The following is a 13,603-nucleotide window of genomic DNA, read 5'->3' as shown; positions in this document are numbered from 1 at the left end:
AGGGGCCTACAGCCGCCCCTGCGCCCGCCTCTCCGCCAGGCTCTGGTCAAAGTTCTGCATTCCCGCCTGCTGACCGGTTTGAATGATGCCGGGCAGCTGCCACGTCTTCCCCTCACGAATCAGATTCGCCGCCGCCGCGGTGTTTACCAGCAGCTCATACAGCGCGACGCGCCCGCCCTGAAGATCGGGGAGCAGCTTTTGCGCCAGCACCGCCCGCAGGCTGCCGGCCAGCTGGTTACGCACCGGATCTTTCTCCTGCGCCGGGAACGTATCGACCAGCCGTTCAATCGCCTGTGCTGCCCCGCGCGTATGCAGCGTCGCCAGCACCAGATGCCCGGTCTCCGCCGCCGTCAGCGCCAGGCGGATCGTTTCGCTGTCGCGCAGCTCGCCCAGCAAAATAACGTCCGGGTCCTCGCGTAAGGCACTGCGCAGCGCCTCTGCAAATGACGGGCTATGCTGGCCTATCTCCCGCTGCTGAATCAGGCAACGTTCACTCTGGTACATAAACTCCACCGGATCTTCGAGGGTGAGGATATGGCCGTCAGTATGGCGGTTGAGAAAATCGACCATTGCGGCCAGCGTGGTGGATTTGCCGCTGCCGGTCGCGCCCGTAACCAGAATCAACCCGTTGTCGCTGGACAACAGTTCGGGAATGGCTCGCGGCACGCCCAGCGACGAGAGCTGCGGACAGGTGCGCGGCAACAGCCGCAGGGTAACGGAGATGCCCTTCATCTGCTTAAACGCACTGCCGCGCAGACGCTGGTCTCCTGCGACGGTCACGGCAAAATCGACCTGCCCGCTTGCCCACCAGGCTCCCTGCTGCTCGTCGTTGAGCCACGCTTTCAATAACGCCCCGACATCGGGCGGCGGAAACGGCGCCGGCTCAAGGCGGCCTAATCTGCGCCAGCGGGGTGGTGAATCACTGCACAGGTGTAGATCGGAGACGTTATGCTTTACACTAAGGGCCACAATTTCTTCCACATCCATAGACTACTCCTCGGAAAATGAACGACATTGCGCATAACCTGGCACAGGTCCGGAACAAAATCTCAGCCGCTGCAACGCGTTGCGGCCGTGCTTCAGAAGAAATTACGCTACTTGCAGTCAGTAAAACCAAGCCTGCGAGCGCCATCGCAGAAGCCATTGCTGCAGGTCACCGGGCGTTTGGCGAAAACTACGTGCAGGAAGGCGTGGATAAAATTCGCTATTTCCGGGAACAGGGTAAAACCAACCTGCAATGGCACTTTATTGGACCGCTGCAGTCGAACAAAAGCCGTCTGGTGGCAGAGCACTTCGACTGGTGCCATACCGTTGACCGTCTGCGTATTGCTTCCCGTCTGAATGACCAGCGCCCGGCAGAGATGCCCGCGCTTAACGTGCTGATTCAAATCAACATCAGCGATGAAAACAGCAAGTCCGGCATTGCGCTGAGCGAGCTGGATGCGCTGGCCGCAGAGGTGGCCGCCCTGCCGCGCTTAACCCTGCGCGGGCTGATGGCAATCCCGGCACCTGAGTCAAGTTATGAAAGGCAGTTTGCCGTGGCACAGCAAATGGCTGTAGCATTTGAGGCGCTTAAAACGCGCTATGAAACGGTAGACACGCTTTCACTGGGCATGTCGGATGATATGGAAGCCGCCATCGCGGCAGGCAGCACTATGGTGCGCATCGGCACAGCCATTTTCGGTGCGCGCGACTACACCAAATAATAAGGAAACCTGAGGAACGCCATGAAGACGTTGACTTTCCTGCTCTCAACGGTCATTGAGCTGTACACGATGGCGCTTTTGCTGCGCGTCTGGATGCAGTGGGCCCGCTGTGACTTTTACAATCCGTTCTCCCAGTTTGTCGTGAAAATCACGCAACCTGTTGTCGGACCGCTGCGCCGTATTATCCCGGCCATGGGCCCCATCGACAGCGCTTCGCTGCTGGTGGCGTTTATTCTGAGCGTGATCAAAGCCATCGTGCTGTTTATGGTCATCACCTTCCAGCCGATTATCTGGATTGCCGCCGTCCTGATTCTGATCAAAACCGTCGGTTTGCTGATCTTCTGGGTGCTGCTGGTTATGGCGATCATGAGCTGGGTGAGCCAGGGCCGTAGCCCGGTGGAGTACGCCTTAATTCAGCTGGCCGAGCCGCTGCTGCGTCCGATCCGGAACCTGCTTCCGTCCATGGGCGGCATCGACTTCTCCCCGATGATTCTGGTTCTGCTGCTCTATGTAATCAACATGGGGATCGCCGAGCTGCTCCAGTCTACGGGCGATATGCTGCTGCCGGGGCTGTGGATGGCGCTATGAGTGCCGTAAGCACCTGCGCCGACGGGCTGGTTTTACGGCTGTATATTCAGCCAAAAGCCAGCCGTGACTGTATTGTTGGGCTGCATGGCGACGAGCTAAAGGTCGCCATCACCGCCCCGCCGGTCGATGGCCAGGCGAACGCGCATCTGACCAAATATCTGGCAAAACAGTTTCGCGTCGCCAAAAGCCAGGTCATCATTGAAAAAGGTGAACTTGGGCGGCATAAACAGGTAAAAATCCTTAATCCGCAATCTATCCCGACGGAAGTCGCGGCTCTGACAGAACAGGACTAAACCATGCAAAAAGTTGTTCTCGCGACCGGTAACGCCGGTAAAGTGCGCGAGCTGGCCTCGCTGTTAAATGATTTTGGGCTGGACGTGGTGGCTCAGACCGAGCTGGGCGTGGAGTCCGCCGAAGAGACGGGGCTGACGTTTATCGAAAACGCCATCCTGAAAGCGCGCCATGCGGCGCAGGTAACCGGCCTGCCCGCGATTGCCGACGACTCCGGTCTGGCCGTCGATTTCCTCGGCGGCGCGCCGGGAATTTACTCCGCGCGCTATTCCGGCGTGGACGCCACCGACCAGCAGAATCTGGAAAAGCTGCTTGTGGCCCTGAAAGACGTGCCGGACGAACAGCGCACCGCGCAGTTCCACTGCGTGCTGGTCTATATGCGCCACGCGGAGGACCCAACGCCTGTCGTCTGCCACGGCAGCTGGCCGGGCGTGATTACCCGTGAAGCGGCTGGCAGCGGCGGCTTTGGCTACGACCCGATCTTCTTTGTCCCGACCGAGGGCAAAACCGCTGCGGAACTGACCCGCGAAGAGAAAAGCGCGATTTCCCACCGTGGACGCGCGCTGAAACTGTTACTGGAAGCACTGCGTAATGGCTAATTTGCCGCCTCTGAGTCTTTATATTCACATCCCGTGGTGCGTGCAGAAATGCCCGTACTGCGATTTCAACTCGCACGCGCTGAAGGGCGAAGTGCCGCACGATGACTACGTCGCGCATCTGCTGGCCGACCTGGATGCCGATGTACCTTACGCACAGGGACGTGAAGTTAAGACCATTTTCATTGGTGGCGGTACGCCGAGCCTGCTGTCAGGCCCGGCAATGCAGACGCTGCTTGACGGCGTGCGCGCGCGCCTGAACCTGGCGGCGGATGCCGAAATTACAATGGAAGCCAACCCCGGCACCGTTGAGGCCGACCGTTTTGTTGAGTATCAGCGCGCGGGCGTGAACCGCATCTCCATCGGCGTGCAGAGCTTTAGCGAGCCGAAGCTGAAGCGTCTGGGACGTATTCACGGACCGGAAGAGGCGAAGCGAGCGGCCAACCTCGCAACGGGGCTTGGCCTGCGCAGCTTTAACCTTGATTTGATGCATGGCCTGCCGGATCAGTCGCTCGAAGAGGCGCTGGACGACCTGCGCCAGGCAATTGAACTGAACCCGCCGCACCTGTCGTGGTATCAGCTCACCATCGAACCCAACACCCTGTTCGGCTCCCGCCCGCCGGTGCTGCCGGATGACGATGCGCTGTGGGATATCTTCGAGCAGGGCCACAGGCTGTTGACCGCTGCCGGGTATCAGCAGTATGAAACGTCCGCGTACGCAAAGCCGGGCTACCAGTGTCAGCACAACCTGAACTACTGGCGCTTTGGCGACTATCTGGGCATTGGCTGCGGCGCGCACGGCAAGGTGACCTTCCCGGACGGACGCATTCTGCGCACCGCCAAAACCCGCCACCCGCGCGGGTATATGGAAGGCCGCTACCTGGAGCGTCAGCACGACGTTGAGGCGGCGGATAAGCCGTTTGAGTTCTTTATGAACCGCTTCCGCCTTCTGGAAGCCGCACCGCGCAAGGAGTTTGCGCTGTACACCGGGCTGGCGGAGTCGGTGATTCGCCCGCAGATTGACGAGGCGCTGGCGCAGGGGTATCTGACCGAGTGTGATGAGTACTGGCAGATCACCGAGCACGGCAAGCTGTTCTTAAACTCCCTTCTTGAGCTGTTCCTCGCCGAAGATTCCTGAAGCCTGATTCAGGATTTTGCATCCCGTTCTGCCGGCTGAGGGAAAGGCTGGCAGAGTGTGGGGATGGAAAAATCAAAACAACTCCGCAAACAAATGACACCCGAAGAATTACGCCTCTGGTATCTGCTCAGAGGTCGCCGCTTCTTTGGGTATAAGTTTCGCCGACAGATGCCGGTTGGACCGTACATCGTGGATTTTGCCTGCTTTAAAGCGAAGCTGATTGTTGAGCTGGACGGGGGGCAACATCAGGATAAAGAGGCCTATGACTCTCGTCGCACCGAGTTTTTAAATGCGAACGGCTGGGAAGTCGTACGGTTCTGGAATCATGAGTTCAGGACTAATGAGGAGGAGATGCTGATGGAAATTCTGCAAAGATTGCAATGCCTGATGCCCTCACCCTAACCCTCTCCCACAGGGAGAGGGAACTGGTTACTCCCTCTCCCTTGGGGAGAGGGCCGGGGTGAGGGGGGCCCAGCGCGCAGAGGGCTACTTCAACGTCCCCACCAGCGCCTTCCGGCTATCTTCCAGCGACACCACGCGTTTACACACGTCTTTGCCGAACTGCTGGAAATCATCTTCCTGGTTCTTCCACTCGTTCTGAATCGAGGTCTGCAGGCCGCCCAGGCTGCCCAGCACGCCCTGTAGCGGGTTACCGCCGCCTTTCAGCACGGCTTTGGCGCCCATCTCGTTGATGCTGTCCTGCAGGATGCCGCCCATCGCCTGGTTCACCAGCTGCTGGCCGTCAGCGCGAACCTGATCGATCGCCTTGTAGTGGAACGTCATGCCGTCGGAGCGCGTCTCGATAATGCGGTTCATCTGCTCTTTGAGCTGCTTGTCGAGCCTGGTCAGGCGGGAGCGCATGTTGCTGCTCTCCCCCACCTCTTTAGTGATGATTTTGTCCAGCGCGACGCGGCTCTTTTCGACGCGCGTCAGGGCGCCTTCGTTAATCCATGGCAGCGCGGTACGCAAATCGGCCTGATAATCTTTCGCCTGCTCACGCTGTGCGGCAGTCAGGGTGTACTGTTTGCCGTTAAAGGTGACGTTCCCTTCCGGCGTAATCACCAGATTGCCGTTCTCGCCTTTGACCTGCACGGTTTGCGGGCTTAACACCACGTCATCGCGCGGGGTGACGCTACATTGATAATCCGCATGGGCGGTGAATCCGGTTGCCATCAAAGCAACAGCCAGCAACGTTTTGCGCATCTTAAACACTCCCTCAGACAAAATGGGCCAGCTAATGCTGGCCCGCTTACTGCTTTATTAGTCCCACCAAACGTCGAAAAGTTCGCTGATGCGGACATCTTCCAGCTTGTGCTCTTCAAGCCATTTGCGAACCAGCGCCTGATGTTCTTCGGTGCATTTGCCCACTTCCTGGGTGCAGATCAGACCTTCCCACGCGAGGTAGCCGCTACCGTCGAAGGCCAGCTTGTTCGGCTCGATTACCTCGTTGATGAACGCATCCACGTCCCGATCGATCTGTTCTACACTGGTGCCTTCCGGGAAACGCCAGGCAACGGAGAAGCCCACTTCCTGGAATTCTTCGATGTGCATCTTTTTACGCAGACGACGGCTACGATTCTTTGCCATTATTTCACCCTCTCGAACATTAAGTCCCATACGCCGTGACCAAGACGATGGCCACGCTGTTCAAATTTCGTTACCGGACGCGATTCCGGACGCGGTACGTAGTCGTTGCTCTCGGACTGATTTTTATAACCATCCAGCGACGACATCACTTCCAGCATGTGTTCCGCATAAGGTTCCCAGTCGGTCGCCATGTGGAAGACGCCGCCCAGTTTAAGCTTACTTTTCACCAGCTCGGCAAACGGTGCCTGAACGATACGGCGTTTATTATGACGCGCTTTGTGCCACGGGTCAGGGAAAAAGAGCTGAACCATGTTCAAAGAATTGTCAGGAATCATTTTGTGCAGCACTTCCACCGCGTCGTGACACATCACGCGCAGGTTCTCAACGCCCTCTTCATGGGCGGTTGCGAGACAGGCGCCCACGCCCGGCGAGTGTACTTCAATGCCGAGGAAGTTCTGCTCAGGACGCGCCTTCGCCATGGTCACCAGCGATGTGCCCATACCAAAGCCGATCTCCAGCGTGACGGGCGCGTCGCGACCAAACAGCTCAGTAAAGTCGAGTGGCTGCTCGCTAAACTCAACGCCCATCACCGGCCAGTAGTTGTTCAGCGCATGTTGCTGCCCTTTTGTCAGGCGGCCCTGACGACGGACAAAGCTGCGAATACGGCGCAGCGGGCGGCCGTTTTCATCAAATTCCGGTGAAATGACGTCGTTTTTCATAAAAGAGTTGTCTGCTTGTGAGAGTGTTCGGGAAACGGGCATTATCCAAAGTTAAGGCTTCTATGCAAGCATGGGAAAGATCCGGTTTACAGCAGATTGACGCTGTGCTGCAATCTGCGTCCCTGATTATGCGAATCGATGACCATGCAAGCCTCTCAATTTTCAGCCCAGGTGCTGGACTGGTACGACAAATACGGGCGTAAAACCCTGCCCTGGCAAATTGAAAAAACGCCGTACAAAGTATGGCTCTCCGAGGTGATGTTGCAACAAACGCAGGTCGCCACGGTGATCCCTTACTTCGAGCGTTTTATGGCGCGCTTCCCGACGGTGACCGATCTGGCCAACGCCCCGCTGGACGAGGTCCTGCACCTGTGGACCGGTCTTGGCTATTACGCCCGCGCGCGTAACCTGCACAAGGCCGCACAGCAGGTCGCGACGCGCCATAACGGTAAATTCCCGGAAACCTTCGACGAGGTGGCGGACTTACCCGGCGTCGGGCGTTCAACCGCAGGCGCCATTCTCTCCCTGTCTTTGGGCAAACATTTCCCGATCCTCGACGGCAACGTGAAGCGCGTGCTCGCGCGCTGCTATGCCGTCGACGGCTGGCCGGGGAAGAAGGACGTAGAAAAACGGCTGTGGGAGATCGGCGAAGCGGTCACTCCGGCGAAAGGCGTCGAGCGTTTCAACCAGGCGATGATGGATCTTGGCGCAATGGTCTGCACGCGCTCAAAACCAAAGTGCGAACTCTGCCCGGTGAATAACCTCTGCGTGGCCTACGCCAACCATTCATGGGCGCAGTATCCAGGTAAAAAACCCAAACAGACGCTGCCGGAGCGCACCGGCTATATGCTGCTGATGCAGCACGGCAACGAGGTGTTCCTCGCCCAGCGTCCGCCAAGCGGCCTGTGGGGTGGTCTATACTGCTTCCCACAGTTTGAAGATGAAGATTTGCTGCGTGAATGGCTTAAACAGCGCGGCATTGCGGCAGATACCCTGACGCAGCTGAACGCGTTCCGCCATACTTTCAGCCATTTCCATCTGGATATTGTGCCTATGTGGCTTCCCGTGTCCTCATTCACCTCCTGCATGGATGAAGGCACCGCTCTCTGGTATAACTTAGCGCAACCGCCATCAGTCGGGCTGGCGGCTCCCGTGGAGCGCCTGTTACAGCAATTACGTGCCGGTGCAATGGTTTAGCATCGGCTAAAAAAGAGGAATACGTATGGCCAGAACCATTTTTTGTACTTTCCTGCAGCGCGACGCTGAGGGCCAGGATTTCCAGCTTTATCCAGGGGATCTGGGTAAGCGCATCTACAACGAGATCTCCAAAGAAGCCTGGGGACAGTGGCAGAAAAAGCAGACCATGCTGATCAACGAGAAAAAGCTCAGCATGATGAACCCGGAGCACCGCAAGCTGCTGGAGCAGGAGATGGTGAGCTTCCTGTTCGAAGGCAAAGACGTACACATCGAAGGCTATACGCCGCCGGAAAAATAACAGCGTGCGGGTGAAACCCCGCCGTTAAAGCAAACACAACACGCACTCCCGGAATGATGAAAAAACTTTTAGCGCTAGCCCTTGTTGCGCCGTTGCTGGTCTCGTGTTCGTCCAAAAAAGGCGATGAATACAACGAAGCCTGGGTCAAGGACACCAACGGTTTTGACATTTTGATGGGGCAGTTTGCCCATAACATCGAAAACATATGGGGATTTAACGAAGTTCTTATTGCCGGACCGAAGGACTACGTTAAGTACACCGACGCCTATCTGACCCGTAGCCACATCAACTTTGATGAGGGTACGATCACCATTGAAACCATCGCAGGCACCGACCCTGCGGCACGGCTGCGTCAGGCGATCGTCAAAACCCTGTTGATGGGTGACGATCCGGGATCTATCGATCTCTACTCCGATGCGGACGACATCACCATCTCAAAAGAGCCGTTCCTGTACGGTCAGGTAGTTGACCAGACCGGACAGCCGATCCGCTGGGAAGGCCGCGCCACGAAATTTGCCGACTACCTGCTGCAGACGCGCCTGAAAAGCCGCTCTAACGGCCTGAAGATTATCTACAGCGTCACCATTAATCTCGTGCCGAACCACCTCGACAAGCGTGCGCACAAGTACCTCGGCATGGTGCGTCAGGCCTCGCGCAAGTACGGCGTGGATGAGTCGCTGATCCTGGCGATTATGCAGACCGAATCGTCGTTCAACCCATACGCGGTCAGCCGTTCTGACGCGCTGGGGCTGATGCAGGTTGTCCAGCACAGCGCCGGTAAAGACGTCTTCCGCTCGCAGGGCAAATCCGGCACGCCGAGCCGCAGCTACCTGTTCGACCCGCAAAGCAACATTGATACCGGCACGGCCTATCTGGCGATGCTGAACAATGTCTATCTTGGCGGAATTGATAACCCGACCTCACGCCGCTACGCGGTAATCACCGCCTACAACGGCGGCGCGGGCAGCGTGCTGCGCGTGTTCTCGAATGACAAAGTGCAGGCCGCGAACATCATTAACAGCATGGCGCCGGGGGATGTCTACTCAACCCTCACCACCCGCCACCCGTCTGCGGAATCCCGCCGCTATCTGTACAAGGTGAATACGGCGCAGAAGAACTATCGTCGTCGATAATCAACACACCTTCTCCTGCAAGGAGAAGGTGTTCTGCTTTTCCCCACCCATACGAAAATGTTATTTGCATCACAATCCAAACTGCAAATTAATGTGGATTGCATTTTTTTGCGGGAGGTAACAAAACATATCGTTGCCAACTGATAGAATTGCATCAAATAACAACCCTGAATGTTCCCAAAACAACATATCTCCCGCTCACTTGTGAGGAAAGTAACATGAACCTTAAGCTGCAGCTTAAAATATTGTCGTTTCTGCAGTTCTGCCTGTGGGGTAGCTGGCTGACTACACTCGGCTCCTATATGTTTGTGACGCTCAAGTTCGACGGTGCGTCAATCGGTGCCGTATACAGCTCGCTGGGTATTGCGGCTGTCTTTATGCCAACGCTGCTCGGTATCGTGGCGGATAAGTGGTTAAGCGCGAAATGGCTGTACATGCTTTGCCATCTGGTGGGTGCGGGGACGCTGTTTATGGCGGCCGAAGTGACCACGCCGGGGGCGATGTTTATGGTGATCCTGCTTAACTCGCTGGCCTATATGCCAACGCTTGGGCTGATCAACACCATCTCCTACTACCGCCTGAAATCTGCCGGCCTGGATATCGTCACCGATTTCCCGCCAATCCGTATCTGGGGCACCATCGGCTTTATCATGGCGATGTGGGGCGTGAGCTTCGCGGGCTTCGAGCTGAGCCATATGCAGCTGTACATCGGCGCGGCGCTCTCCGTGCTGCTGGCGCTGTTCACCCTGACGCTGCCAACCATTCCGGTGTCTAACCAGCAGAAAAACCAGAGCTGGAGCACCATGCTCGGCCTGGACGCGTTCGCGCTGTTCAAAAACAAACGCATGGCGATCTTCTTTATCTTCTCCATGCTGCTGGGCGCGGAGCTGCAGATCACCAACATGTTCGGCAACACCTTCCTGCACAGCTTCGATAACGATCCGCTGTTTGCCGGCAGCTTTATCGTTGAGCACGCGTCGGTGATGATGTCCATCTCGCAGATCTCCGAGACGCTGTTCATCCTGACCATCCCGTTCTTCCTGAGCCGCTACGGCATCAAGAACGTTATGCTGATCAGTATCGCCGCGTGGATGCTGCGCTTCGGCCTGTTCGCCTACGGCGACCCGAGCGCGTTCGGTACCGTGCTGCTGGTGCTGTCGATGATTGTTTACGGCTGCGCCTTCGACTTCTTCAACATCTCCGGTTCGGTGTTTGTGGAAAAAGAGGTGAAGCCTGAAATCCGCGCCAGCGCGCAGGGTATGTTCCTGATGATGACCAACGGCTTCGGCTGTATTCTGGGCGGCGTGGTGAGCGGAAAAGTGGTTGAGATGTACACCACCAACGGCATCACCAACTGGCAGCCGGTGTGGCTGATCTTCGCGGGGTACTCGCTGGTGCTGTTCTTCGCGTTTATCGTGCTGTTCCAGTACAAGCATGTACGCGAACCGCACGGCGTACAGCCAGTCGCGCATTAATTGTTGTGCCGGGCAGGCGAAGCCACCGCCCGGCTATTTTATTGCAGCAAGTACCCACCCCACCGACAGCAAATCCGCGCTGCCTCCAGGGCTTAAATTCCGTTCGATCAATGCATTATCCATTCTACGCAACGCCTCGCGGTCCCAGCCGTTAGCCAGCAGTTCCCGCGCGTAGCCCTGCACGTAGCGCAACCCTTCAATGCCGCCGCGCGACACGAGATTACTGTCCTGATTGACCGCCATCAGGCGCAACAGCAGGCCGTGAAGCGACCGTCCGTTCCACTGCCTCAGCGCCTTACGCGCCGTCGCAAAGCCGCTCTCCGCCTCGCCGCGCGCCCCGGTTAAGCCGTACTGCTGATACTGCCGCTCGCCCGCCGTCGCCCGTCCGCTGCGCGCGGCCAGCTCCCGCGACACCAGCCCGCGGCAGATGTTACTCACCTCACAGCAGAGACTGTCTGCCGAGACGTTTTTCACACGCCCGGCGGCGAAGCACAGTAAACCCAGAGCAAAAATCCCGCCCTTGTGGGTGTTCACGCCGTTCGTCGCGGCGTACATCGCCTGCTCGCAGGCCATCCCCATCGGGCGGATAATCCGTAGCTGTGCGTCAGCGGGCTTATCCGCATGCGCGTTACCGAGTTCAGCAAAGCGTGAAAACCAGGGCGCAATCGCCGCGATGCTGCGGGAAAACAGCGCGTGGTCCATATCGCGATGGGAACCGCTGTTAAGCGTGTCCACCAGCCCCGGCTTGGGCGTCAGCTCCAGCTCCTGCCACAGCGCCGCTTCGGCAAGCGAGGGCACGTCAGCCGGGCGCGGCTTAGTCGCGAGCAAACCAGTCATCAATCATCTTCTCCACGCGGGAAACCACCGCCTCAACAGGATGCTTTCGTGAACGGGAGCAGGCGTGAGCGGGCTCGTCGCAGATCAGGCAGCGTCTGAGGTTCGCCCCCAGCGACTGGCGCCCGACGTGGCCGTTCTGAGGGCAAATCACGTCCAGATCCCACAGCCTGCCGAGCGCGTGCGTCTGCTCCAGCTCCGCACAGTGCGCTTTGATTTCCACCGCCGGATGCGCCACGCACCAGATGGCCTCAGGCCCGGTGGGCAGCCACAGCACCTGACGATCCAGCACCTGCCAGCGGTTCTCCCACAGCAGCTGGTCGCACGTTTGTAGCGCCACGCCCATGGTATTGCGATAGCGCAGGCTGTCCTTAATTTCCCCCGGCGTGACCAGCGTGAGGGAGATCACCGGCTGTTTATAGTGCTCAAGCACGTCAGCCTGACGGGCTGCGCGGCGCTCTTTCGCCGCCAGCAGTTCGTCCAGGCTGACACCCGCCCGCACGGGTGTCGCTATTGTCATAACTACTCCTTCACCTGTCGCACGGTGTCGATAACGCTGCCGTCGCGGTAGCGGATCACCCCGACGATTTTGTCGGTAAATTCAATCGGTTTCGGTACGCCGGTCAGGGAAATCGCCCGCTCGTAAAGTGCGGTGATGTCCACAACCTTCAGCCCGGCTTCCAGCAGCCGCTCGCGGATCTCCGCGCGCGCCGGATTGACCGCAATGCCGTGGTCGGTGACCAGCACGTCGATGCTTTCGCCCGGCGTGAGGCGCGTGGTAACCCGCTTCACGACCGTCGGAATACGGCTGCGCAGTAGCGGCGCGACCACAATGGTCAGGTTCGCCGCGGCGGCCACGTCGCAGTGTCCGCCGGACGCGCCGCGCATCACGCCGTCGGAGCCGGTAATAACGTTAACGTTGAAATCAACGTCGATTTCGAGGGCGCTGAGGATCACCACGTCGAGCTGGTCGCAGCTTGCCGCCTTGCTGCCGGGGTTGGCGTAAACGTTGGTGGAGATCTCCACGTGGTCCGGGTTGCGCGCCAGCGAGGCCGCCGCCTGGCCGTCAAAGCACTGGGTGTCGAGCAGCTTTTCAATGAGCCCCTTCTCGTGCAGATCCACCAGGCTGCCGGTGATGCCGCCGAGCGCAAAGCGCGCCTTCACGCCGCTGCGCTCCATCTTCTCTTCCATAAAGCGGGTGCAGGCGGTGGCCGCCGCGCCGGAGCCGGTCTGCATCGAGAAGCCCGGTTTGAAGTAGCCGGAGTGTTCAATCACGTCCGCCGCATAGCGGGCAATCATCAGCTCGCGCGGGTTGCTGGTGACGCGCGCCGCGCCGACGCTGATTTTCGCCGGGTCGCCCACGCTCTCCACCTGCACGATGTAGTCCACCTGGTCCTGCACCAGGCTGGCGGGCATATTGGGGAACGGCACCAGCTCTTCGGTCAGCAGTACCACCTTGCGGGCAAAGTGCGCGTCCACCATCGCGTAGCCCAGGGAACCGCAGCACGATTTACCGTGCGTCCCGTTGGCGTTGCCAAACTCATCGCTGCACGGCACGCCGAGAAACGCCACGTCGATATTCAGCTCGCCGTCCTGGAGCAGCTTCACGCGCCCGCCGTGGGAGTGAATCTGCACCGGCTCGTCCATCAGCCCGTGGGAGATGGCGTCCGCCAGCCTGCCGCGCATGCCCGAGGTGTAAATCCGGGTGATGACGCCGCTTTCGATATGCTCGATCAGCGCGTCGTTGCAGGTCATCAGCGAGCTGGAGGCCAGGGTCAGGTTTTTGAATCCCATCCGCGCCAGCAGCGCCACGACGGTGTTGATCACCCGGTCGCCTTCGCGAAACGCGTGGTGGAAGGAAATGGTCATCCCGTCCTGCAGGCCGCAGCGCTTAACCGCCTCTTCAATGGAGGCGCAGAGCTTGCGGCCGTGCTTCGCGTCGCTGTCCGCCAGCCACGGCGTGGCGCTGTGGGCGGTATCAAAGGGTTTGAGATCCCGCAGATGGGGAAAATTCACGTGGAGAAGTTCTGTCTGATTCATC

General features: G+C 58.6%; 17 protein-coding genes. 10 read left to right on the top strand and 7 right to left on the bottom strand.

Annotated elements, in window-relative coordinates; genetic code table 11:
• Nucleotides 1-6: 6 nt before the first annotated feature.
• Complete coding sequence (locus tag OSH03_RS11330; protein ID WP_061097107.1) at nucleotides 7-987, bottom strand: type IV pilus twitching motility protein PilT; 981 nt, start codon at nucleotides 985-987, stop codon at nucleotides 7-9.
• Between the two features lie 17 nt (nucleotides 988-1,004).
• Between OSH03_RS11330 and OSH03_RS11325 the strand changes: the two genes are divergently transcribed.
• The 6 genes from OSH03_RS11325 to OSH03_RS11300 all read left to right on the top strand — a co-directional run bounded on the left by OSH03_RS11325 (nucleotide 1,005) and on the right by OSH03_RS11300 (nucleotide 4,721).
• Nucleotides 1,005-1,706 carry a YggS family pyridoxal phosphate-dependent enzyme gene (locus OSH03_RS11325; RefSeq protein ID WP_266179079.1) on the top strand — a complete coding sequence of 234 codons (702 nt, stop codon included), beginning with the start codon at nucleotides 1,005-1,007 and terminating at the stop codon, nucleotides 1,704-1,706.
• Nucleotides 1,707-1,727: 21 nt separating this feature from the next.
• Entirely contained in the window at nucleotides 1,728-2,294 is a 567-nt protein-coding gene (locus OSH03_RS11320; RefSeq protein WP_116341962.1) for a YggT family protein, read from the top strand.
• Complete coding sequence (yggU, locus tag OSH03_RS11315) at nucleotides 2,291-2,587, top strand: DUF167 family protein YggU (RefSeq protein WP_114979898.1); 297 nt, start codon at nucleotides 2,291-2,293, stop codon at nucleotides 2,585-2,587. Before OSH03_RS11320 ends, yggU begins: the two co-directional genes overlap by 4 nt.
• Nucleotides 2,588-2,590: 3 nt before the next feature.
• Nucleotides 2,591-3,184 (top strand): XTP/dITP diphosphatase, encoded by a 594-nt coding sequence (locus OSH03_RS11310; protein ID WP_266179078.1) that lies wholly within the window; start codon nucleotides 2,591-2,593, stop codon nucleotides 3,182-3,184.
• A complete protein-coding gene (gene hemW / locus OSH03_RS11305; protein WP_266179077.1) occupies nucleotides 3,177-4,319 on the top strand; it encodes a radical SAM family heme chaperone HemW in 1,143 nt (380 codons plus the stop codon). Before OSH03_RS11310 ends, hemW begins: the two co-directional genes overlap by 8 nt.
• A gap of 63 nt (nucleotides 4,320-4,382) precedes the next feature.
• Nucleotides 4,383-4,721, top strand: a complete 339-nt coding sequence (locus OSH03_RS11300; protein ID WP_151412637.1) for an endonuclease domain-containing protein — start codon at nucleotides 4,383-4,385, stop codon at nucleotides 4,719-4,721.
• Nucleotides 4,722-4,805: 84 nt separating this feature from the next.
• Here OSH03_RS11300 and OSH03_RS11295 read toward each other — a convergent pair whose 3' ends face one another.
• Genes OSH03_RS11295 through trmB form a run of 3 tightly spaced genes read right to left on the bottom strand, consistent with a single transcriptional unit; the run spans nucleotide 4,806 to nucleotide 6,625 of the window.
• Nucleotides 4,806-5,522 (bottom strand): YggN family protein, encoded by a 717-nt coding sequence (locus OSH03_RS11295; RefSeq protein WP_151412638.1) that lies wholly within the window; start codon nucleotides 5,520-5,522, stop codon nucleotides 4,806-4,808.
• A gap of 57 nt (nucleotides 5,523-5,579) precedes the next feature.
• Nucleotides 5,580-5,906, bottom strand: a complete 327-nt coding sequence (locus tag OSH03_RS11290; RefSeq protein WP_151412639.1) for a YggL family protein — start codon at nucleotides 5,904-5,906, stop codon at nucleotides 5,580-5,582.
• The gene (gene trmB / locus OSH03_RS11285) at nucleotides 5,906-6,625 is read right to left on the bottom strand and encodes a tRNA (guanosine(46)-N7)-methyltransferase TrmB (RefSeq protein WP_266179076.1); all 720 of its coding nucleotides are present in this window, start codon (nucleotides 6,623-6,625) and stop codon (nucleotides 5,906-5,908) included. The genes OSH03_RS11290 and trmB overlap by 1 nt, the downstream gene beginning before the upstream one ends.
• Nucleotides 6,626-6,769: 144 nt before the next feature.
• Here trmB and mutY point away from each other — a divergent pair, with 144 nt between their 5' ends.
• The 4 genes from mutY (at nucleotide 6,770) to OSH03_RS11265 (ending at nucleotide 10,728) form a co-directional block, all read left to right on the top strand.
• On the top strand, nucleotides 6,770-7,822 hold the full coding sequence (gene mutY, locus OSH03_RS11280; RefSeq protein ID WP_266179075.1) for an A/G-specific adenine glycosylase: 1,053 nt from the start codon (nucleotides 6,770-6,772) through the stop codon (nucleotides 7,820-7,822).
• Between the two features lie 25 nt (nucleotides 7,823-7,847).
• On the top strand, nucleotides 7,848-8,120 hold the full coding sequence (locus OSH03_RS11275) for an oxidative damage protection protein (RefSeq protein ID WP_023309138.1): 273 nt from the start codon (nucleotides 7,848-7,850) through the stop codon (nucleotides 8,118-8,120).
• Between the two features lie 56 nt (nucleotides 8,121-8,176).
• Nucleotides 8,177-9,253, top strand: a complete 1,077-nt coding sequence (mltC, locus tag OSH03_RS11270) for a membrane-bound lytic murein transglycosylase MltC (RefSeq protein ID WP_061097099.1) — start codon at nucleotides 8,177-8,179, stop codon at nucleotides 9,251-9,253.
• A gap of 218 nt (nucleotides 9,254-9,471) precedes the next feature.
• Nucleotides 9,472-10,728 (top strand): nucleoside permease, encoded by a 1,257-nt coding sequence (locus tag OSH03_RS11265; RefSeq protein ID WP_151412641.1) that lies wholly within the window; start codon nucleotides 9,472-9,474, stop codon nucleotides 10,726-10,728.
• A 33-nt stretch (nucleotides 10,729-10,761) separates the two neighbouring features.
• Here the strand turns inward: OSH03_RS11265 and citG are convergent, their stop codons facing one another.
• From citG to citF, 3 genes are read right to left on the bottom strand one after another with little or no spacing between them, the layout of a single operon-like run.
• A complete protein-coding gene (citG, locus tag OSH03_RS11260) occupies nucleotides 10,762-11,565 on the bottom strand; it encodes a triphosphoribosyl-dephospho-CoA synthase CitG (protein ID WP_266179074.1) in 804 nt (267 codons plus the stop codon).
• Nucleotides 11,543-12,082: a citrate lyase holo-[acyl-carrier protein] synthase gene (gene citX / locus OSH03_RS11255; RefSeq protein WP_266179073.1), complete on the bottom strand. Its 540-nt coding sequence runs from the start codon at nucleotides 12,080-12,082 to the stop codon at nucleotides 11,543-11,545. The genes citG and citX overlap by 23 nt, the downstream gene beginning before the upstream one ends.
• Nucleotides 12,083-12,084: 2 nt before the next feature.
• Entirely contained in the window at nucleotides 12,085-13,602 is a 1,518-nt protein-coding gene (gene citF / locus OSH03_RS11250; protein ID WP_266179215.1) for a citrate lyase subunit alpha, read from the bottom strand.
• Nucleotide 13,603: the final 1 nt, after the last annotated feature.

The sequence above is a fragment of the Enterobacter nematophilus genome, assembly GCF_026344075.1.
Taxonomy (GTDB): Bacteria; Pseudomonadota; Gammaproteobacteria; order Enterobacterales; family Enterobacteriaceae; genus Enterobacter; species Enterobacter nematophilus.
The sequence above is the reverse complement of the archived record's forward strand: the minus strand, read 5'-3'. Positions and strand labels throughout refer to the sequence as shown.

What these genes read in the sequence shown, in the direction of transcription:
- OSH03_RS11330 (WP_061097107.1), bottom strand. Translation starts at nt 987, where the DNA reads ATGGATGTGGAAGAAATTGTGGCCCTTAGTGTAAAGCATAACGTCTCC.
- OSH03_RS11325 (WP_266179079.1), top strand. Translation starts at nt 1,005, where the DNA reads ATGAACGACATTGCGCATAACCTGGCACAGGTCCGGAACAAAATCTCA.
- OSH03_RS11320 (WP_116341962.1), top strand. Translation starts at nt 1,728, where the DNA reads ATGAAGACGTTGACTTTCCTGCTCTCAACGGTCATTGAGCTGTACACG.
- yggU (WP_114979898.1), top strand. Translation starts at nt 2,291, where the DNA reads ATGAGTGCCGTAAGCACCTGCGCCGACGGGCTGGTTTTACGGCTGTAT.
- OSH03_RS11310 (WP_266179078.1), top strand. Translation starts at nt 2,591, where the DNA reads ATGCAAAAAGTTGTTCTCGCGACCGGTAACGCCGGTAAAGTGCGCGAG.
- hemW (WP_266179077.1), top strand. Translation starts at nt 3,177, where the DNA reads ATGGCTAATTTGCCGCCTCTGAGTCTTTATATTCACATCCCGTGGTGC.
- OSH03_RS11300 (WP_151412637.1), top strand. Translation starts at nt 4,383, where the DNA reads ATGGAAAAATCAAAACAACTCCGCAAACAAATGACACCCGAAGAATTA.
- OSH03_RS11295 (WP_151412638.1), bottom strand. Translation starts at nt 5,522, where the DNA reads ATGCGCAAAACGTTGCTGGCTGTTGCTTTGATGGCAACCGGATTCACC.
- OSH03_RS11290 (WP_151412639.1), bottom strand. Translation starts at nt 5,906, where the DNA reads ATGGCAAAGAATCGTAGCCGTCGTCTGCGTAAAAAGATGCACATCGAA.
- trmB (WP_266179076.1), bottom strand. Translation starts at nt 6,625, where the DNA reads ATGAAAAACGACGTCATTTCACCGGAATTTGATGAAAACGGCCGCCCG.
- mutY (WP_266179075.1), top strand. Translation starts at nt 6,770, where the DNA reads ATGCAAGCCTCTCAATTTTCAGCCCAGGTGCTGGACTGGTACGACAAA.
- OSH03_RS11275 (WP_023309138.1), top strand. Translation starts at nt 7,848, where the DNA reads ATGGCCAGAACCATTTTTTGTACTTTCCTGCAGCGCGACGCTGAGGGC.
- mltC (WP_061097099.1), top strand. Translation starts at nt 8,177, where the DNA reads ATGAAAAAACTTTTAGCGCTAGCCCTTGTTGCGCCGTTGCTGGTCTCG.
- OSH03_RS11265 (WP_151412641.1), top strand. Translation starts at nt 9,472, where the DNA reads ATGAACCTTAAGCTGCAGCTTAAAATATTGTCGTTTCTGCAGTTCTGC.
- citG (WP_266179074.1), bottom strand. Translation starts at nt 11,565, where the DNA reads ATGACTGGTTTGCTCGCGACTAAGCCGCGCCCGGCTGACGTGCCCTCG.
- citX (WP_266179073.1), bottom strand. Translation starts at nt 12,082, where the DNA reads ATGACAATAGCGACACCCGTGCGGGCGGGTGTCAGCCTGGACGAACTG.
- citF (WP_266179215.1), bottom strand. Translation starts at nt 13,602, where the DNA reads ATGAATCAGACAGAACTTCTCCACGTGAATTTTCCCCATCTGCGGGAT.